Source organism: Xanthomarina arctica (assembly GCF_014638915.1).
Classification (GTDB): Bacteria; Bacteroidota; Bacteroidia; order Flavobacteriales; family Flavobacteriaceae; genus Xanthomarina; species Xanthomarina arctica.
Genome location: NZ_BMFQ01000002.1, coordinates 847,961 through 868,899 on the forward strand (window position 1 = coordinate 847,961; position 20,939 = coordinate 868,899).

Annotated in this window: 17 protein-coding genes; 9 read left to right on the forward strand and 8 right to left on the reverse strand. The window is 33.0% G+C overall.

The window, feature by feature from the left end; genetic code table 11:
• The first annotated feature begins 152 nt into the window (after positions 1 to 152).
• Positions 153 to 1,691: an arylsulfatase gene (locus IEV77_RS10095; protein ID WP_188464373.1), complete on the forward strand. Its 1,539-nt coding sequence runs from the start codon at positions 153 to 155 to the stop codon at positions 1,689 to 1,691.
• A 95-nt stretch (positions 1,692 to 1,786) separates the two neighbouring features.
• On the opposite strand, the gene IEV77_RS10100 is transcribed toward IEV77_RS10095, so the two are convergent.
• The 3 genes from IEV77_RS10100 to IEV77_RS10110 all read right to left on the reverse strand — a co-directional run bounded on the left by IEV77_RS10100 (position 1,787) and on the right by IEV77_RS10110 (position 5,463).
• Complete coding sequence (locus tag IEV77_RS10100; RefSeq protein WP_229736645.1) at positions 1,787 to 2,485, reverse strand: tetratricopeptide repeat protein; 699 nt, start codon at positions 2,483 to 2,485, stop codon at positions 1,787 to 1,789.
• A gap of 67 nt (positions 2,486 to 2,552) precedes the next feature.
• Complete coding sequence (locus IEV77_RS10105; RefSeq protein ID WP_188464375.1) at positions 2,553 to 3,611, reverse strand: HAD family hydrolase; 1,059 nt, start codon at positions 3,609 to 3,611, stop codon at positions 2,553 to 2,555.
• Between the two features lie 133 nt (positions 3,612 to 3,744).
• Positions 3,745 to 5,463 (reverse strand): arylsulfatase, encoded by a 1,719-nt coding sequence (locus IEV77_RS10110; RefSeq protein WP_188464377.1) that lies wholly within the window; start codon positions 5,461 to 5,463, stop codon positions 3,745 to 3,747.
• Positions 5,464 to 5,714: 251 nt separating this feature from the next.
• Between IEV77_RS10110 and IEV77_RS10115 the strand changes: the two genes are divergently transcribed.
• On the forward strand, positions 5,715 to 6,833 hold the full coding sequence (locus IEV77_RS10115) for a helix-turn-helix domain-containing protein (RefSeq protein WP_188464379.1): 1,119 nt from the start codon (positions 5,715 to 5,717) through the stop codon (positions 6,831 to 6,833).
• A gap of 111 nt (positions 6,834 to 6,944) precedes the next feature.
• On the opposite strand, the gene IEV77_RS10120 is transcribed toward IEV77_RS10115, so the two are convergent.
• From IEV77_RS10120 to IEV77_RS10140, 5 genes are all read right to left on the reverse strand, one after another.
• Positions 6,945 to 7,319, reverse strand: coding sequence for a methylglyoxal synthase (locus tag IEV77_RS10120; protein ID WP_188464381.1), 375 nt, complete (start codon positions 7,317 to 7,319; stop codon positions 6,945 to 6,947).
• Complete coding sequence (locus IEV77_RS10125) at positions 7,310 to 8,182, reverse strand: N-acetylglucosamine kinase (RefSeq protein ID WP_188464383.1); 873 nt, start codon at positions 8,180 to 8,182, stop codon at positions 7,310 to 7,312. The genes IEV77_RS10120 and IEV77_RS10125 overlap by 10 nt, the downstream gene beginning before the upstream one ends.
• A 79-nt stretch (positions 8,183 to 8,261) precedes the next feature.
• A complete protein-coding gene (gene gap, locus IEV77_RS10130) occupies positions 8,262 to 9,260 on the reverse strand; it encodes a type I glyceraldehyde-3-phosphate dehydrogenase (RefSeq protein ID WP_188464385.1) in 999 nt (332 codons plus the stop codon).
• 54 nt (positions 9,261 to 9,314) lie between these two features.
• Positions 9,315 to 10,301, reverse strand: coding sequence for a 6-phosphofructokinase (pfkA, locus tag IEV77_RS10135; RefSeq protein ID WP_188464387.1), 987 nt, complete (start codon positions 10,299 to 10,301; stop codon positions 9,315 to 9,317).
• A 149-nt stretch (positions 10,302 to 10,450) separates the two neighbouring features.
• Positions 10,451 to 14,824, reverse strand: coding sequence for a translocation/assembly module TamB domain-containing protein (locus IEV77_RS10140; RefSeq protein WP_188464873.1), 4,374 nt, complete (start codon positions 14,822 to 14,824; stop codon positions 10,451 to 10,453).
• A gap of 126 nt (positions 14,825 to 14,950) precedes the next feature.
• Between IEV77_RS10140 and tsaD the strand changes: the two genes are divergently transcribed.
• From tsaD to IEV77_RS10175, 7 genes are all read left to right on the forward strand, one after another.
• Positions 14,951 to 15,973: a tRNA (adenosine(37)-N6)-threonylcarbamoyltransferase complex transferase subunit TsaD gene (gene tsaD, locus IEV77_RS10145; protein ID WP_188464389.1), complete on the forward strand. Its 1,023-nt coding sequence runs from the start codon at positions 14,951 to 14,953 to the stop codon at positions 15,971 to 15,973.
• A gap of 110 nt (positions 15,974 to 16,083) precedes the next feature.
• Entirely contained in the window at positions 16,084 to 16,716 is a 633-nt protein-coding gene (locus IEV77_RS10150; RefSeq protein WP_188464391.1) for a peptidylprolyl isomerase, read from the forward strand.
• A complete protein-coding gene (locus tag IEV77_RS10155) occupies positions 16,716 to 17,423 on the forward strand; it encodes a 16S rRNA (uracil(1498)-N(3))-methyltransferase (protein ID WP_188464393.1) in 708 nt (235 codons plus the stop codon). Before IEV77_RS10150 ends, IEV77_RS10155 begins: the two co-directional genes overlap by 1 nt.
• 19 nt (positions 17,424 to 17,442) lie before the next feature.
• Positions 17,443 to 18,099 carry a DUF4159 domain-containing protein gene (locus tag IEV77_RS10160; protein ID WP_188464875.1) on the forward strand — a complete coding sequence of 219 codons (657 nt, stop codon included), beginning with the start codon at positions 17,443 to 17,445 and terminating at the stop codon, positions 18,097 to 18,099.
• A 6-nt stretch (positions 18,100 to 18,105) separates the two neighbouring features.
• A complete protein-coding gene (locus IEV77_RS10165; RefSeq protein ID WP_188464395.1) occupies positions 18,106 to 18,630 on the forward strand; it encodes a TrmH family RNA methyltransferase in 525 nt (174 codons plus the stop codon).
• 22 nt (positions 18,631 to 18,652) lie between these two features.
• Positions 18,653 to 19,744 carry an AI-2E family transporter gene (locus tag IEV77_RS10170; protein ID WP_188464397.1) on the forward strand — a complete coding sequence of 364 codons (1,092 nt, stop codon included), beginning with the start codon at positions 18,653 to 18,655 and terminating at the stop codon, positions 19,742 to 19,744.
• Positions 19,745 to 19,750: 6 nt separating this feature from the next.
• Positions 19,751 to 20,935, forward strand: a complete 1,185-nt coding sequence (locus tag IEV77_RS10175; RefSeq protein ID WP_188464399.1) for a THUMP-like domain-containing protein — start codon at positions 19,751 to 19,753, stop codon at positions 20,933 to 20,935.
• Positions 20,936 to 20,939 lie beyond the last annotated feature (4 nt).

A 20,939-nucleotide genomic window follows, 5' to 3' on the forward strand; every position in this document is an offset into this window, starting at 1 on the left:
CAAAGAATATTATATATGTTATTTTCTTCTCGACAGTTTCAGTAAAAAAGTATACCTTTATATACGATTTTAAATATCGTCTTCAAGGAAAACCTCTTTGAAATATGATATTTAATAAAAATATAAATAATTAACCATTAAGCTATTAACTTATGCAAAAACGAAACTATTTAATTTTATTAATCTTGTGCTTTGTAGTCTCTTCTACTTTCGCACAAAAAAAACCTAATATTTTGGTGCTTTGGGGCGATGATATTGGTCAGTCTAATATTAGTGCCTATACCATGGGGTTGGTAGGTTACCAAACACCTAATATTGATCGGATTGCTAATGAAGGAATGATTTTTACAGATTATTATTCTGAGCAAAGCTGTACTGCAGGTCGCTCCACTTTTATATTAGGACAAAGCGTATTGCGTACTGGCCTTAGTAAAGTTGGATTGCCGGGTGCTAAAGATGGTATTTCAGAGAAAGATCCAACCATTGCAGAATTGTTAAAACCTTTAGGTTATACTACAGGGCAATTTGGAAAAAACCATTTAGGCGATCGTGACGAAATGTTACCAACCAATCATGGTTTTGATGAATTTTATGGAAACTTATACCACTTAAATGCAGAAGAAGAACCAGAATTAAGAGATTATCCAAATCCTGATGATTTCCCGAATTTTGCTAAAAATTATGGCCCTCGTGGTGTCATTCATTCAACAGCTGGTGGTATTATTGAAGATACTGGAGCCTTAACTAAAAAAAGAATGGAGACCATTGATGATGAATCTTCAGATGCAGCTATTGCCTTTATTAGAAAAACTGTAGCTTCAGGAAAACCTTTCTTTGTTTGGTGGAATGGAACACGTATGCATTTCAGAACCCATGTAAAACCTGAGTTATATAATATTTCCGGTCAAAATGAATACGGAGATGGTATGGTTGAACATGATATGCATATAGGTAAATTTTTAGCTGTTATCGATGAATTAGGAATTGCAGACAATACCATTATTCAATACGGTACAGATAATGGTCCTCATAAAAATACCTGGCCAGATGCTGGTGTAAATCCTTTTAGAGGTGAGAAAAACACCAATTGGGAAGGTGGTTGGAGAACCCCTGCTATGGTACGTTGGCCTGGCAAAATTAAAGCAGGTTCAGTTTCTAATGAAATCATGTCTGGTTTAGATTGGTTGCCAACTTATGTGGCAGCTGCAGGTGATCCAGATATTAAAGAAAAATTACTAAAAGGTTATAAAGCAAATGGAAAAACATTTAAAGTACATTTAGACGGATATAACTTTTTACCTTATTTAACTGGAAAAGCAGAGAAAGGTCCTCGTATAGAATTGTTTTATTTCTCAGATGATGGGGAATTAATGTCACTTCGTTACAACGATTGGAAAGTGACCTTTATGCAACAAACATCTCCAGGAACTTTAGATACTTGGTCAAAACCAATGGTAACTACAAGAATTCCTTTATTATTGAATTTACGTAGAGATCCTTATGAAATGGCGCCTGTAACATCTAACACCTATTGGGATTGGTATTTAGACCACGTTTACTTATTACTTCCAGCAGCTGATTATGTTGGTAATTTTATTGCAACGTTTCAAGAATTCCCACCACGTATGAAAGCCGCAAGTTTTAACTTGGGTGATACTATGGACTCATTAATGAGTGCAGGAAGTGATTAAGAAGTAAAAGATATAGTATTTTAAAAAATTAAAAGCCTCCATTTTGGAGGCTTTTTTTATAGGTTATGATTTTTATTTATTCTCTCTTAGCACTATTACTCTGTTGCATTCAAATAAGTATCAAAAGGAACCAAGAGGTTATTGGCTTCACCCATTGCTTCTGAAAGCGCTTGGGCTTCAGTAACCATAGCAGTAGATAAACCACGAGTTGCTGTAATATTATTCCTAGCATTGTTTTCTGGAGAGGTATCAACAGTAGCCGACAATAGTAAAAGTGCTATGCCCGCGACCTTGTTTTCTTTCACACCCTGGCCACGTACATACAACATCCCCAGATTGCCAATGGCAAGCCCATCGCCTTGTACCGAAGCCTTACGATACCACTCATTAGCTTTTGCGAAATCTATAGTGGTACCGATTCCATTTTCATAAAGCCAGCCAAGATTAAATTGTGCGCCTGCATTTCCCTGAGATGCGGATGAATCATACCAAAAAAGCGCTTCCTTTTCATTTTTACTAACCCCAAGACCCTGCTCATACATGAGTGCTACATTGAACTGGGAATCTATATGTCCTTCTTTAGCAGCTTCTAAAAAATCTTTAAAGGCCTGTGGCATATTGTTGGTCTCTAAAGCCTTAAGCCCAGCCTCGAAATAGGCCGTTCCATCAGTTTTTACTTGTGTTTTTTCTTTAGTCTGTGCCTGGGTATTTTCTTTACATGCCATTAATACTAGGAGGCTTGTACTAAGCAGAAGGATTCTAAGTGTCAAGGGTTTTCTTTTCAATGATTTCATTTTTTATTTATTTTTATATCTGATGCTTTTAATCATCCTATTAAAACAGGTTCACACTATTTAAAACCTACTTAAGCTCATGAGGAAAAATCACCTTCCAATCTGTTTTCATATCGATCACGTTCCAGCCACTACTATTTGCTTTTGTCATAAGCGCGTCTGAAAAAGTTCCAATTTTAGAATCTGGACCGTAAGCCCATTCTCTTGCAGCATCGGTATGATGAACCAGACCTTGAAAAGTTTTTATACCTGCACTTTGGCTCCATTCTAACATTTCCTGATCTCCAGTTGAGTTTCCGAAAGCCAAAATAGGCTTTTTACCAATATGTGAATTGATTCCTGCTGGTTTGGTATCCTTGTCGTCTATAAATGCGACTGCAGGTAATCTCATTAATACAGGTTTGCCATCATTATATTCGTATGAAACTTTGATGCTACTTCCAACAACATTTTGAGTAGGAACGCCATAAGTTTTCTCTGTCCATGGACGCATAAATTCAATTCCTCCTCCTGAAACAATAAATACTTCAAAATCGTTGGCTCTTAAATATTCCATTAATTCAAGCATGGGTTGAAATATCATTTCAGTAAATAGACGATCTTTAAACCTTGGGTCTGGCTGTTTAGCAGTAGCGATCCAATTGGTTACAATCGTTTCAAAATCGGTTGTAGACATACCTGCATGTGTTACAGCTATTATCTCTAATAATCCTTTCTCTCCAGAAGCCATCAATGCCTTTTCATCGTTTTCCAAAACGGCTTTAAAAGGTTGTTTGGTTTTCCATTCTGGATGTTCAGGAGCTAAAGTTTTGATTCTATCGAAGGCAAATAACAGTTGGGAATAAACTGGTTTTTCCGACCACAAAGTTCCGTCATTGTCAAAAGTGGCAATTCGGTCAATGGCAGGAATAAAATCTCCTCCATCTTTGTTTGTTACAGCTTCAACAAATTCAATAATCGCTTTCTTATTGTCTCCATCGTTCCAAGATGGTAAAGGGTCAGGCTTTATGGCATTTTCTATAGTTGTAACAGTCTTGTCAACTTTTGTTTCTGTTTTTTGATTACATGAAACCAAAAAAATGCAAAAAGTGGTTATTATAGTTATTGATTTAAAAGTGGTTTTCATAATTTATTGTTTAAAGTAAATGAAAATATTCTAAAAATAATTAAAAAGCGGGATGATTTGAATATCACCCCGCATTTTTTTTAATTTAAAGAGAACGCCTTGTTAAGATGTTCACTCTATTGCATTTTCTAAACTAGTGCCCTGCGTGGCTACCAGTATTCACTTCCTGCATCGACTTTATAATCTGATCCAGGTTGTAGCTAGATGGCGACTGTAGCGCTGGGAATTCCTTGTAGGCCATCAGCTCCTTCATCCACATGAGCTGTCCGATTGGTAGCATGTTCCAGTCATAAAGGTAAGCCGTGCTTGGTGAAGATAGTGCACCACCTATACCAATCAAAGTGTTCTCATTCATGATAGAACCTTCGAATGGATCACGCTTGATGTTGCAGACTTGTGTCCAATGATAATTCTGCACTCCCAAAAGTCCACCTAAAGGATCTGAAGGTGCCATGGCGTAGTACATTTTCCAGTTTTTGAAACGCACTGCCGAAGGGTGTGTTCCACTATAGTAGAAAAAGTAGTCACGTGCAGAATCGCCTGTGCCTTCCAAGTAAGCGCGTTGATTAACACCGCTTAGAGTAGTTTTTACGATGCCAGGGTATTTACCTGCCATAATCTGCTTGTTCAGCTCATCACCTTTCGCACCACCTGCAATATCAACTAAGGTTGGCACAAAATCCATCATCGAGAAGATTTGATCCTTGATAATACCCGGCTCGATGTGTCCTGGCCAACGGATTAGTAATGGAACTCTCATTCCACCTTCCCAAGTAGTCAATTTACCACCACGGAACGGTGTAACACCTCCATCAGGGAAAGTAATAACTTCAGCACCATTGTCTGTAGTGAAAACGATGATGGTGTTGTCCATCTCACCCATTTCCTCGAGCTTATTGAACACCAATCCAATGTTATCATCCATCTGCTTCATTCCTGCTTCATTTGGACCCCAGTCTTTGCCACCCTTAACGCCAAGCATATCCATGTACTTAGGCGACAACATGGTCGTTACGTGCATACGCGCTGGGTTGTACCATACGAAGAAAGGTTTTCCTGTTTTCTTCGGATTGTTACGATCTAGGAAGTCGATAACTTTAGCCGAAATCTCCTCATCAATAGTCTTCGAGCGTTCAAGCGTTAATGGACCTTCATCGATACCAATCTGATTCTTCTCAGTACCATCCGAAGATTTCAACCACATCACAGGACGAGGTGGCGTCATACAAATTCCATCTTTTGGATCAATAGCTCCAGGAACGTCTGGTATTCCTGGTATAGGTATATTCTTACATGGCAGACAAACACCTTGAACCAATGGGGTGCTGTTAATATCTGGAAAACTCACACCCTGCATCGCATCTAGGTGATACAGATAGCCCCAAAACTCTTGAACGCCATGAGCCGTTGGTAAAGACCCAGGTTTGTCACCCAAGTGGTTCTTACCAAATTCTCCCGTAGTATAACCAAGATCTAATAGAAATTTTGCAATATGCGGGGTTCCAGGTAATAATGAACTAGTAGAACCAGGCAATTGTGGCATAATCATACCTGCACGCAACGGAGTCATACCAGTTGCGAACGCAGTTCGTCCAGCAGTACAACTCTGTTCTGCATAAGCTGTCATGAATTTTGCACCTTCCTTCGCAATACGATCAATATTAGGTGTTTCACCAACCATTAGGCCTTGGTGGTAAGCACCAACATTCATAATACCAATATCATCTCCCATAATAAAGAGAATATTAGGCTGTTTGGCATCCTTTGTTCCTTTTTTTTGCGCATACATATTAGGTACCGAACAAAGGAAGACACCTAATGCGATTAAAGTTAAAAATTTAATGTTTTTCATAAATAATTGGTTTTTGGATTAATTTATTAATGATATAAATTGGTTATACAAACTCTAAAAAGAAATTAATACCTATTTTTAACAAATAGATTTAACTAATTTTTAACTAAATTATAAATTAATGGCTTTGTAATATTTTTCAACGGCCCAAAATTGTCCTGAATGTTAATTTAGGACAATTTTAGATAAAAATATTTTAGACAAAAACGACTAAGCATCGCTAATTCAAACCTTTAAAAAAAAAACATTAAATGTTAACATTTACGCTTTCAGAATTATTTGGAGCCACTAGTAGTTTTCTAGGCTTATTAATAATTGTACTTATTCTAACTAAAAGAAAAGGAAAAAGTGCCATTAAAATAAGTTTAGTATGTTATTTACTCATCTTAATTTTGATGATTAGCCTTGGCATTTTAAATTATTCAGGTAAAATTAAGATGTTTCCACACCTAGTAAGAATAGACAGTCCCATACATTATTTGTTTGGCCCAGCTGGTCTCTTTTATATTTATACAAGTATAAAACCTAATTTTAGGTTTCGGTATATATATCTATTATTCTTAATACCCGCTGTATTCAATATTTTTCAATTCATGCCATTGTATCTTTCGAGTGCTACTGATAAATTGAATTATATTAATGGTTTTTCCATGCAGGGATCTATGATAATGAAAGGACAATATATATTTAAGGAGTTTTATGGGTGGGCTTTTTTTATTGCGCAATGCTTCTTATTTTACAAATTTATTGTTAAAAACAAGATGGATAAAAAACCTAACATAGTCTTAATTCGATGGTTTACAGTGTTTTTTATTATTCAATTGATTGCTCGTTTACCTCTTCTTTTTGATCATTTTAACAACTTAAAGACATTTGCAGACCCTTATCAATTTTCGATGAATATGGCATCGCTCTTGCTTCTTTCCATTTCAACTGCCTTATTATTATTTCCAAAGTTATTGGAAGGTGCTATATTAATTGATATTCCCAATATTGAGAAATACAGGAATTCAAATTTGACGGAAGTAAATAAAGAAATCATACTCGAAAAATGGAAGCTTTTTATTGAAGATAGTAGTAAACCTTATCTTAACCCAAAAATATGCATTAGTGAAATTGCAGATAATTTGAACACCAATCCACAACGCCTATCTCAGGTAATAAATGAAAAAACAGGAATGAATTTTAACGATGCTATTAATGCTTTCCGGATTGAAGAGGCTAAAAGGTTATTAGTCAGTGATAGCTACAGTAAACTAACTATAGATGCTATTGCTCATAAATCTGGATTTAATTCTAAATCACCTTTTTATACCGCTTTTAAAAAAAATACGGGTTTAACACCTAAACAATTTATAGCTTCAATATAAATGGTGTAAGCTGTTTTCAAATTGAAAATTGTTTTTTAACTAAGGGCGATGCTTAAAATATTTAATCCAGTGAACCACTTTTATTGCCGTTGTAGAAATGGAAAACAGAATTTAAACGGAGTAATTTAAACCTTTTATCAATAACTCTGCAGTTGCAGGATTGGTTGCTAATGGCACATCATGCACATCGCATAAACGCATAAGCATTAAAACATCTGGTTCATGTGGATGTTTTTCTAGAGGATCTCTAAAAAACAAAACCATGTTGCACTTACCTTCTGCAACTCTGGCAGCAATTTGGGCATCGCCTCCTAAAGGACCTGACAGTAATCTTAATACTTCGAAACCTGCTTTTTTAACTTTTTTTCCGGTAGTTCCAGTAGAAACTAAAGTGATTTTATTTTGATGAAAAAACTCTTTATGTTCATTTAAAAATTGAACCATTTCAGCTTTTTTACCATCGTGAGCAATAATTGCTATTTCCATGAAGCTAATTGTTTTATATGATATTTTACAATTCCGTCAATTGGGCGTCGAACAATATTTCCAACTTTAAAATGAAATTCGTCTGCAACTTCATAAATTTCCTCTTTTGAAAAATAAGCTATGGAACCTGCAAAATGCACTGGAACTTTTTTTATTTCTTCGGAAAACTGCATAATCATATTTTTTGAAAACTCTCGCAGACCTTTAAGAATAAGGTTTTTAATATACTCTGAATCTTTATGTGCAAAAATAAATTCGGCAAAAGATGCCAAATACGCATTTGGATTGGGTTGTTTGTACAAATGGTGTTTTATAGTATCTCCACTTAAATCATAGGTTTCTTGAAAAGCTATTTTTAAATCTTCTGGCATATGATTAAAATAATAATCACGAATCAATTGCTTGCCATAATAATTTCCAGAGGCATCATCCATAAGCGTATAACCTAAAGAAGAAACGCGTTGATGTAGATTTTCCCCATCGAAATAACTACAATTGGAACCTGTTCCAAGTATACAGACTACTGCTGCTTCATTTTCATTACTGATTGTTGCTCTAACAGCCGCCAAAGTATCTTCTTTTACTTCCACTAAAGCGTTCTGGAATATTTTCTCGAGGACTTGTTTTAATAACAATCTTGGTTTTTCTGTTCCACAACCAGCCCCATAAAAAAATACGTGAGAGACTTCTGCTTGATTATCCACTAAATCTGAACTGGATTTGATAATAGATAAAAGGTCTTCCTCATTTAATATGGCGGGATTTAGACCTTTTGTTTTAATTTTATCTAAAAGCTGATTTCCGTAAGAATCCACAGAAATCCAATCGCATTTTGTAGAGCCACTATCGACAATTAATATCATATGTTAAAAATATAAAAATTCCACATACGAATCTTATTATATATTGATTTTGTATGTGGTATTTAAAAACACTTTAAATTTAAAGGGAATGAACCAGTTTTGCTAATTCTATTAATTTTACAGAATAGGCATATTCGTTATCATACCATCCTATTATTTTAAAGAATTTAGAATTTAATTCAATGGCTGCATCTGCATCGATTACACATGTTCTAGTTTCACCAACAAAATCTTGAGAAACTACTTTCTCTTCAGTATAACCTAAAACACCTTTCATTTCGTTTTCTGAAGCGTTTTTAAAAGCCTTTTTAATTTCTTCAAGAGATGTTTCTTTTTGAGTTCTAACAGTTAAATCGACCACAGACACATCTGCAGTTGGTACTCTAAAAGCCATTCCTGTTAGTTTTCCATCTAATTTTGGTATCACTTTTCCAACAGCTTTGGCTGCTCCTGTTGAAGCTGGAATAATATTAAGTAAAGCACTTCTTCCTGCTCTGTAATCTTTTTTTGATGGACCATCTACCGTTAATTGGGTAGCTGTGGTAGCATGAATGGTTGTCATTAGGGCTTCTTCAATCCCAAAATTATCATCAATAACCTTTGCCATTGGAGCTAAGCAATTTGTAGTACAAGATGCATTAGACACAATGTTATGAGAGGCGTTTAACTCCTTATGATTCACTCCCATTACAAACATAGGGATGTCTTTACTTGGAGCAGAAACAACTACTTTTTTTGCTCCAGCTTCAATGTGATAATTGGCTGTTTCAAGCGTTGTAAAAATACCTGTACAATCTGCAACTACATCTGCTTGAACTTCATTCCATTTCAAATTTCTTGGATCTCTTTCAGAGGTCACTCGAATGGTTTTTCCGTTTACTATTAAATGACCTTCTTTTACGTCTATAGTTCCATCGAAGTTCCCATGAACAGAGTCGTATTTTAATAAATAAGCTAAATGATCTACTTCTAATAAATCATTAATAGCTACAATTTCCACATCTTGATTTAATGCGGCTCTAAAAGCGATTCTTCCTATTCTTCCGAAACCGTTAATTCCTAATTTTAATTTTGACATTCTTACTTTCTATTTATTAAATTCTTTATTATTCTATTTTTTCCTTGAAAAATATTACGTCGTCATGATATCTGACACGCGTAATAATTCTAGATTTATTTCTGTTTTTCCTTTTACGGCCATTTCTAAAGCTGTTAATTCCATTTTGTTATTTAGAATACCTACCATATAATTAGATTTCCCTTCCAATAAGGACTCTACTGCTTTCACCCCCATTCTACTAGCAAGTACACGATCGAAACAAGATGGCGAACCACCGCGTTGCATATGTCCTAGAACAGAAACTCTAACATCGTATTCTGGCATATTCTCGTCTATGTAATCTTTAAGTTCGAACACATTTTTACCTATTTTATCACCTTCGGCTACAACAACAATACTCGAAGATTTTCCTGAAGCTTTACTTCTTTTTAAAGACTCTACCAATCTATCCAGACCTAAGTCTTCTTCCGGAATTAAAATCTCTTCTGCTCCTGCTCCAACACCAGCGTTTAAAGCAATATGACCAACGTCTCTTCCCATAACTTCAACGAAAAACAAACGTTTATGAGAACTGGCAGTGTCTCTAATTTTATCAATAGCTTCTACAACCGTATTAATTGCCGTATCATAACCAATAGTGAAGTTAGTGCCATAAATATCATTATCTATGGTTCCTGGAATTCCAATAACAGGAAAATTAAATTCTTCATTAAAAACTAATCCTCCAGTAAAAGTTCCATCTCCACCAATTAGAATTAAAGCATCTATTTCATTATTTAATAGGTGTTCATGAGCTTTTTGTCTTCCTTCTTTTGTTCTAAACTCATTAGAACGAGCAGATTTTAAAATAGTTCCGCCTGTATGAATAATATGATTGACACTTCTAGCTGAAAGCGATTTAAAATCGCCTTCCATTAAGCCTTCAAATCCTCTGTATACACCTACACATTCAATCTTATGAAAAGCACAGGTTCGAGCAACGGAACGTATGGCTGCATTCATTCCTGGAGCGTCTCCACCAGAAGTCATGACGCCTATTCTTTTTATGTTATTTATCATAAATATTTCCTTTAACAGAGTAAAGCTACTAAAGAAAAACTATATAATACAAGGTATTTTAGATAATTTATGAGTGAAGTATAAACTCAAACGTTTGCGTAAATAAAAAAACAAAAGATTGAACAAAAAAGTGCCGAAAAGTATAAAAATCAGTCCTCTTTTTCCTTTTTAAAACCAATATAATCCGGAAGCATGCTTTCTTCTTTATTAGAGTCTTCTTTTTTAGTTGGCTCAACAGTCTTAACATCTCCTTTAAAAATTTTATGAAGTAATTCCTTAAAGGTGTCAAAATCGACACTGTATGCAATACCTACACCTTGAGTATAACCTATTTCTTCACCAAAATTTCGAATACTATTTTCCCTATTAAAGACTTTTGCAGTTAAAGTACCTTCTTCATTCAATAAGAAATCTATTTGAACATCTCCAGCTACAACCGATTCGCTAACACCACCTACCGGCACACCTACTTTACCGTTAATAATTACGCGTTCTGAGATATTAGTTTGTAAAGTAACCCCTAACCTATCGTCCGATTGGTATTCTGGTGTGTTTTCGCCAGCTTCGTAGTTTAAACCTATATTCACTTTATTATTGCCACTAGTAATTAGTCCATTAACAATACCACTTAAACGTTCGGTTAATGTTCCTGTAAAATTAACATTGTTCAAACTGTTAGAAAAAGAACCCGTTGCTAATAAGTACAATGCTTGATTGTCTCTATCTTCTTTAGAGCCTAATCTGTATTGAATCTCAGATTTCACAGTAGAACTTAAATTAGGAAATGTAAAAGCAAAATCTATTTCTGGTTTTTCCAATTGCCCTCTAAGTTTTGTTTCTACAACAACAGGAATGCTTCTATTAATTGGATTATCAAGTAACGGTGATGGGTTTGCTTGGGTTTCATAAATTGCTGTAATGTCTATTCTAGCATCGAAAGGCACGCCATCCCAACCAAGTGTTCCTTCTTGAATTTTAAATTTCTTTTCAATTAAGCCTGCATATTTAAAATTATAAAAACCATCGAAGACCACAAAATCTCCAAACATCCTAAATTTCCCATTGGTATTTATTTCTATTAGCAGACCTCCTTCTCCTTTCCCTTTAATAGTACTTCCAGAATCTTTATCAATAACTATTTCAATTTCTGCATCTTGGGTAATATCTAAGTCAAAATCTAATTCTAATCCTTTAACTTCTTTAAAAGCATATTCCTCGCCTTTAAGTTTGGCTTCTTTTTCTTCCAAAGTGAGGAAATGAATGTAGGAATTATCACCAAAAGATTCCATGTCACTTAAAGGAATAACAAAATAAGTCCCAGGATTGGTACTTGCTATAACACTTATAACCAATTGATCTGAAGGTCCAGAAATATTTGCAGAGCCACCTATAAAGGCAGTTCCATAATACAAGGCCTCCTCATCGTCTTCAGCATGAGTGTCAAGAACAACTAGATTTGAAGTCTCTACCTTTAGATTGAGTTTCCAGTCTGAAAAATTAACATGACTAATTGAGCCATTTAAAATACCTTCTGTATCGAATTTTGTGTCCGTTAATTTTAAAGAATTAAAAATAAAGCTTTGATTCGTTAAACTAACTTTCGAATTATCTGCAAAATCATAATTCACATTTAAATAAGGCACTCTTAGTCCAGAATTATTAAGATTTAATTCGCCACTAATATCTGGTTCTTTTAAATTTCCAGTAACTTTAGCTACACCCGTTACATCTCCACGAATATCACTTAAAACGTCCACTAAAAAGGAATTAATAAAACTCAACTTAAACTTATCGAATAACACATCTACATCAATTGTTGACACATCATTAATTAAGCGAATGTCTCCAACAGCTGACAAAGATTGTGTTTGATCATCCTTAATTTTTATGTCAACGTTATAATTTGTTAAATCTTCATTTCCAACAATAGAGGCATCGAACGAACCTAAAGCTAATTCATTAACAATCAAACCGTCTATGGTTATTTTTGAACTAGGTAAATAGTTGCCTTTTTCCTGAAGAATATCTAACTTTCCATTTAAATTACCCACCAAACTCAAACCATCAACAGTTGGAGTGATTTTATTTAAATCGACATCTTTAAAATTTAAGTGTAGGTTTTTATAAGTTGAATCTTTTAAAGCTCCAGAAAGCGTAATTTCTTCCTGCTCATGACTCATGACCATTTGTTCGATATTGACATCTAAAAACTTATTATCGAAAACTATTTTATTTAAATGATTTCGGTTTTCATTAATGATCCAGGTATTTCCCTTAAAATTAACATCAGACTTTTTAAAACCAACCACAGATTTGTTTTCCTGATTGATTGTATGATAAAAATTCAAATTGTAAACGTCTGTGTTTTTTGGTCCTCCTTTAAATTCTGAACGTACAAACAACGTGTCGTTAAGAGTAATGTTAATTAAATTGAATTTTGAAACATTATAAAATTTGGTATTAATGCTATCTATTTCTACATAAGCATTAAAAACGGGGTTTTTGTTATCTAACTGCAGTTCAATCTTATCTACAAAGTAATCGAATAGTCTAATTTCAGGAGACTTAAAGGTTAGTTTAAACTCTTTTTCATCACTTTCAACTCTGCCACGAACATGTGTATTCTTTCCAAGTTTTAAATCTGGGACAAAAACTTCAACAATTTTATTATAAATCTTAAAGTTAAAATCGATGTATTGATCTTGCTTAACTTTATGAGGTTTGAAGTTGGTATAAATACTGCCAATAGCATTTTCAAAAAGCTTACCTATATCTCTAATTACAAATTCACCACTAAGTTCGCCCTCAATAATATCTGGAGAATTAACTTTAATAGATCTTACCTTATTTTCAAAAGAAGAAGTGATTTCAAAATCATTGAAAAAATAATCGTCATTGTGATTTTTATAAGACGTCTTATTAAATTGAATACTACCTACAGCATCGTCTATGGTGGTTCCAATCATTTTCATATCTACAATCCCTTTAAAGATTGAAACGTCGTCCTTTTTTACAAAATTTAAGGCGTTTAAGTTGGCGTATGAAACGTTTGCGACAAAATCGAAAGTATTAATATCTTCAGAGAAGTTAGCCAGACCGTTAAATTCTAATTGAAGATTTTTGTCGTTAGAAACCAATCTTCCATTAAAAATTTTATTCATTAAAAATCCTGAAACATCAATGTTTTCGTAGGTATACTTATTATAAACCATTGAAAATACATCTCCATTTAATTGGGTATTCACATTTTCTTTGGTGAAACCAGAGCCATCGACGTCCAAATTTAAAGAGGTGACACCAAAGGTTTCATCGTTTATAAACTTCCCTATATTAAATTCTTTAAAAACAACATTTCCAGAATAGGAGGCATTATCTATATCGTTTATTTTTTGCATTTCTAGATTGGCATCAATCAGTCCAATTTGCGTGCCTATAACAACATCCGCTACAATGGTAGATGTTGTTATTTCGGTGGTTCCAACCACATTAAAATTTCCTAATTTATCGAAAGCTGAAGGAATGGATTCACCTAAAACATTAGGCAACAATGCTTTTAAATCTCTATAATTTGAAAACAACTGTTTAAAATCACCTTTCATATAAAAATTATTATCCTCTTTATTAAAAAGGTTTTTAAAATGAAGATCTCCAACAATTTTACTCCTTGTACTCGTAAATAATTCTAAATTATCAATCTGTAAATCGTTAAGTGTTCCACTAAACTTCGCACTTAATTGTGCTCGTTGGTTTACGCCAAATTCATTATAAAACGTATTCAATTCATTTAAGGCTATATCACTTTTAGTAAAAGTAGCATCTACCTGAACTTTATTTGTAAAATCTTGAAGTTCTACCCTATCATAAAAAAACTTTACGTCTCCTTCTAAAGATGAATTTGCTGTTTTAATACTCAAATTTTCAAGCAAAATATTACTTGGTGTATAGGTGAAATTACTTACCAAGTTTTTAACTTCTAATCCACGGCTGTCATTAAAAGCTAAGGTATTAATGCGTGTACTTACATCACTCCCATTAATCAATAAGTTAGTGGTATTGGCTTGAATATTACTAAACTCTAGAATTTTAGGCGTTTCATTGTTTTGGTTAATCAATCTAAAAACACCATTATTAATGGTAACATCGCTAGAAGACAACAAGAAATTACTCTTTGTTTTAGTAGGATTATCGGCATCGAACTTAGCAACAAAAATATCTAAATTGGTTTCTGTTTCATATTTATAGGTTTTTAAATTAAAAACCAAGTCTTCTAAATCTATATCGCCAAAAACCAATTTAGCGTTCATAATATTTCTGAAATTGACAATAGATGTGTTTAATTCTTTCGCAGCAAACAGGGTATCTTTTCTATAATCCCTGATAAGAATTTCTTTTATCTCAATATCGCCATTAAGCTGAAGTCCAATTTTACCGATATTAATGTTCGTACCAAAATCGTCGTTTAATTTTTTAGTTACCTTTTTTCCTAAATAAGTTTGAACTGTGGGAATAGACAATAACAGCACCAGAATGATGAAAAGCAGCAAGATAATTGCCACCAATTTAGATACTATTTTTAAAAATTTTTTGATACGTATTAAAGTTATAACTTTGAAACCAAAATTAACAATTATTGTGCCTAAAATTCACTAATGTCTTCACAAAATATTTTTATTCTTGGAATTGAGTCTTCCTGCGATGATACTGCTGCTTCTGTAATACATAACGGGAAAATTTTGAGCAATGTTATTGCCAGTCAAAAAATACATGAAGAGTTTGGTGGCGTCGTTCCAGAGTTAGCTTCTAGAGCCCATCAACAAAACATAGTACCTGTTGTAAATCAAGCTATTAAGAAGGCGAATATTACTAAAGAACAACTTAGTGCTATTGCTTTTACACGTGGTCCAGGTTTAATGGGTTCTTTACTTGTTGGCACCTCTTTTGCTAAATCTTTAGCCATGGGTTTAAATATTCCTTTAATAGATGTAAACCACATGCAAGCGCATATTTTAGCTCATTTTATTGATGAAGAAGGTTTTAATAAGCCTCCTTTTCCGTTTCTAGCCATGACCATTTCTGGTGGACACACACAAATTGTGAAAGTTTCTAGTTATTTTGACATGGAAGTTTTAGGTGAAACCATTGACGATGCTGTTGGTGAAGCTTACGATAAAAGTGGTAAAATTTTAGGTTTAGGCTATCCTGCAGGCCCAGAAATTGACAGACTTGCACAATTGGGAAACCCTAAGGCTTACTCTTTTACAAAACCCAAAGTAGGTGGTTTAAATTTTAGCTTTTCAGGATTGAAAACTGCTATTTTATATTTTATTCAAAGGGAAGTTAAGGTCAATCCTAATTTTATTAAAGAAAACATCAACGATATTTGTGCATCCATTCAATTTACCATTATTGGTATTTTAATAGATAAACTCAAATTAGCGTCTAAGCAAACTGGTATTAATCATATTGCAATTGGTGGTGGTGTCTCTGCCAATTCTGGCATTAGACACGCTTTAAAAACTGGAGAAACTAAATTTGATTGGATAACCTATGTCCCGAAATTTGAATTCACCACAGACAATGCAGCCATGATTGCTATTGTTGGATATTTAAAATATCTTGAAAACGATTTTTCAAAACAAGATGTTACTGCTTCAGCAAGATTAAAGATTTAATTCTTTTAAAACCATAACTTTGAAAACTCTGTTAATAACCTTCAAGAATAATGTTATTTCAAGCTAATAATTTTGTTTTTTTGTGATACAAAACCTAAAATACACCCCAAATGAAAAGATTTCTTATTTTAATTATCCTAATTACTTCAACAATACAAGCTCAGGAAAAAAAATCTAACGAATTAGATTTAATTTCTGATACAAATTCCGCTGAAACCTACTTAAAAACCAATAAGAAAAAAGGCAATAAGCTAATTACTTTTAATGAGGAAAAACACAAATCAGCTTTAACAGAAGACCTGTTTAAGTTGTCGGTTGGAGGCAAAACAACTGTAGAATCTAATTATGAAATCACCACTTACAAAGTGGTTGAAAAAAATTCCATAACTCATTACAGGATGAGTTATATTTTATTAGATAGCAAAACCAGCGGTGCAGAGAAAACAAAACAATATAGAGATAGAATTGTTAAATCTTACAAAAGTGGTGCTCCTATGGATTTTTTAGCTGTAAAATATTCAGTTGCAGATAATGCAAATCAAGGTGGAGATACCGGTTGGTTTACTAAAGAGGATATGGGATTATTTTTTGATCTGGATGTTACTGAAAATAACCATTCTGAAAATGATATTTATACTTTAGATAATGATGCTACAGGACATTATTACATTATTGTAAACACGTACCAACCAAAAGAAATTCAAGAAATTAAAGTTCTAAAAATAGTAGAACCAAGAAACTAATGCAGTTATTTTATAAACCAGATATTACAGTAGAAACATCTCAAATTATTTTCCCAAAGGAAGAGAGTAAACACATTGTTAAAGTGTTACGAAAATCTGAAGGAGATATTTTGCATATTACTAATGGTTTTGGGTTGCTATTTACGGCAAAAATAACAGTTGCAGACATTAAAAACTGTGTTGCTATTATTACTAATTCGGAAGAACAAGCTAAAAGATCTTATCAGGTACATTTAGCTGTTGCACCAACAAAAATGAACGATAGATATGAGTGGTTTTTAGAAAAAGCTACAGAAATAGGTATCGATACCATTACTCCTATTATTTGTGATAACAGCGAACGCAAAGTTATCAAACCTGAACGTTTTGAAAAAATATTACAGGCTGCCATGAAACAGTCTCTAACATGCTATATGCCAAAACTTCAGGAAGCTATAACTTATTCCGATTTTATTAAAACGAAGATTGTTGGTCAAAAATTTATTGCCCATTGTGAAGAAACCGATAAAAAGTCTTTAAAAACCGAAATCAATCCAAATCAAGATATCACTATTTTAATAGGTCCAGAAGGCGATTTTAGTGTTAAAGAAATCCAACAGGCTCTGCAATCTCAATTTATTCCTGTAACTTTGGGAAACACCAGACTTAGAACAGAAACCGCTGCCATAGTTGCTTGTCATTCGGTTGCTTTTGTAAATGAGTCTTAAAATGAATTCTAGAACTTTTATGAAAAATAATAATAAATCGAGTCTGTTTTCTTTATTCTTTATTCTTTTTTCTTTGGTGGTTTTTTCTCAAGAAATAGCAGTTTTAAAATATAAAGGTGGCGGCGATTGGTATGGAAATCCTACCTCATTACCTAATCTAATTACTTTTTGTAATTCGAATATTAACACTCAAATAACTCAAAAGCCTGAAACAGTAGAACCTGGAAGTTCTGAGATTTTCCAGTATCCTTTTATCCACATGACAGGTCATGGGAATGTTTTTTTCAATGAAGAAGAAGCTGAAAACCTAAGGAATTATTTAATTTCCGGAGGTTTTTTACATATTGACGATAATTACGGGATGCAACCTTATATCACCGAAGAATTGAAAAAGGTTTTTCCGGATAAAGAACTTGTAGAATTACCAGCAAATCATCCAATTTTTAATATCGCATATTCCTTCCCTAAAGGCTTGCCTAAAATTCACGAACACGAAGGAAAAAGACCTCAAGCTTTTGGGATTTTCTTTGAAAATAGACTGGTTATGCTTTTTACCGTTGAAAGCGATTTAGGAGATGGTTGGGAAGATGAAGTTGTCCATAACGATTCATTCGAAGTAAGAGAAAAAGCCTTAAAAATGGGCGCTAATATTATTAAATATGCGTTTGAAAATTAATCTTTTGTGAAACAGTTAACCCATTACAACACCCATTTTAAAAAACAAACATTTCCAATTATTTTGGTCTGTGATAATATTACAAATGCACCAAACATTGGAAGCCTGTTTAGAACTGCTGATGCCTTCGGGATTGACAAAATTATTTTTTGTGGTTCTAAAATTCCTTTAGGACGAAAAATGACTAAAACATCTCGAGCTACTGAAAAAGTAATTTCTTATGAAGAAATCGAATCTATTTCAGAAATGATTCAACATTTAAAAGCTGAAGAATACCAGATTGTTTCCCTTGAAATAACAAACAATAGTCAGTCTTTAGAAGATGTCATCTTTCCTAAAAACAAAAAAATAGCGCTTATTATTGGAGATGAAAACTTTGGGGTTTCAGAAGCGGTTTTAAACCTATCAGATGCTATTATTCACATCAACATGTTCGGACAGAATAGCAGCATGAATGTGGTTCAAGCTACTAGCATTACTTTATACGAAATGACTAGACAGTTTTTAAAAAATAAAAACTTGGCTGTTTAAATGCAAAATGTATCTTTGCCTTATGAATTCTAAAGAAATTTCAAACGGACTATTAAGAGCAACCGCAACAATAGCAGGTGTTTGTATCCTATTATTATTTTTATATGAGATCCAATCAGTAATCGTTTATATTGCAATTTCTGCTGTTATATCTTTAACCGGTAGACCCATAATTCTTTTTTTAAGAGACCGTTTAAAACTGAATAATTTACTGGCAGTTATAATTACAATGATTCTTATTTTAGGTGTTATTATTGGACTTATTGGTCTATTTATTCCTTTAATTTTAGAACAAGGCCAGAATTTGTCATTATTAGACATCGATCAACTTCGAGATAAAATTCAATCCTTATATAATGAATTACTTTCGCATTTTAATTTAGGAGCTATTACTATCAATGAAGATACCATAGCAAGTTCTAAGTTGTTTTCTAAAATAAATTTTGCTGTAATACCAGAATTTTTAAATTCTCTTGTAAGTGGTTTTGGGAGCTTTAGTATGGGATTATTTTCTGTATTGTTTATCTCGTTTTTCTTATTAAAAGACAGCAAATTATTTGAAAGCTCCTTAATGTTGCTTGTACCAGATAATAAAGAAAGTCGTGTAAAAACTTCAATTACTAAAATCAAAAATTTATTATCTCGTTATTTTGTTGGACTGGTATTGCAAATTTCAGTTTTGTTTATTATTTACACCATTGGTTTATTAATTATTGGTGTTCAAAATGCCGTAGTTATTGCCTTTTTATGTGCTTTAATAAATTTAATTCCATATTTAGGACCATTAATTGGCGCTTGTATCATGGTTTTACTGACTATGACAAGCAATTTAGGACATAGTTTTAGCGAAGTAATCCTACCAAATACGCTATATGTTTTAATAGTAATTGCTATTGGTCAATTAAATGATAATTTTGTTAGTCAGCCATTAATATTTTCCAAAAGTGTTAAATCATCTCCATTAGAGATTTTCTTAGTTATAATCATTGCAGGCCTATTATTTGGTATTGTAGGAATGGTTATCGCTATACCAGCTTATACAGCTATTAAGGTTATTTTGAAGGAGTTTTTATCTGAAAACAAGATTGTACAAAAACTGACCAAAGATTTATAATTCACTTTGATTAAAGCCGTTTTAAATATTAAAAATCAAGATTTTATAAACAGAAATCTTAATGCAGATGCAGCTACTTTATTATTAAAAAAACAACCTGAACTTGATGTCGATATCAAGATACTTGTTGAGCAGATTGAATCTAAAAAACGTTGCGAAAAAAAACTTTCATCCTGGTTTAAAACCCCAAATATTTATTATCCTAACAAGCTTAATATTGAGCAAACTTCTTCTGAAGTAACTGCAAAATATAAAGCGAGCCTTATTTCAGGAAATTCCATTATCGATTTAACGGGAGGTTTTGGAGTTGATTGCTTTTATTTTTCTAAGCAGTTTCAATCTGTCACTCATTGCGAAATAAATGAAGAACTCTCTCAAATTGTAAAACACAATTTTCAGCAATTAGTAATCAAAAATATTGACACTGCAGCTACTGATGGCATTCAATATTTAAAAAATAATCCTTCAACTTTCGATTGGATTTATATAGATCCTTCCAGAAGGCATGACAGCAAAGGAAAAGTGTTTTTTCTAAACGATTGCCTGCCAAATGTACCAGAACATCTAGAACTTTTATTTAAATGCTCTAGTAACATTTTAATTAAAACGTCACCATTATTAGATTTATCCGTTGGAATCAATGAATTACAACATGTAAAAACCATTCATATTGTAGCAGTTAATAATGAGGTAAAAGAATTGCTTTGGGTTCTTCAGAAGGATTACAACGAAGATGAAATTCTTATTGAAACAGTAAATTTAACTAGTAGTAAAATAGACCGTTTTAGTTTCAAATTTAACCAAGAAAATTCAGCCGAAGTTCTATATAGCCTACCTCTAACCTATCTTTATGAACCAAATACGGCTATTTTAAAAGCTGGTGGCTTTAATAGTGTTTCAAAACAACTTCAATTAAAAAAATTACATCAACATTCACATCTTTATACTTCAAATAAATTGATAGACTTTCCAGGAAGGTCTTTTAAAATTGAAGACATTTTACCTTATAATAAGAAGCAATTAAAAAAAACTGGTATTGAGAAAGCCAATATAACGACAAGAAATTTTCCTGATTCGGTTGAAAACATCAGAAAAAAACTGAACATTAAGGATGGCGGTTCTATTTACATTTTTGCTACCACTAACATGGAAAATGTGAAACTCTTAATTATTTGCTCAAAATTATCTTAAAAAT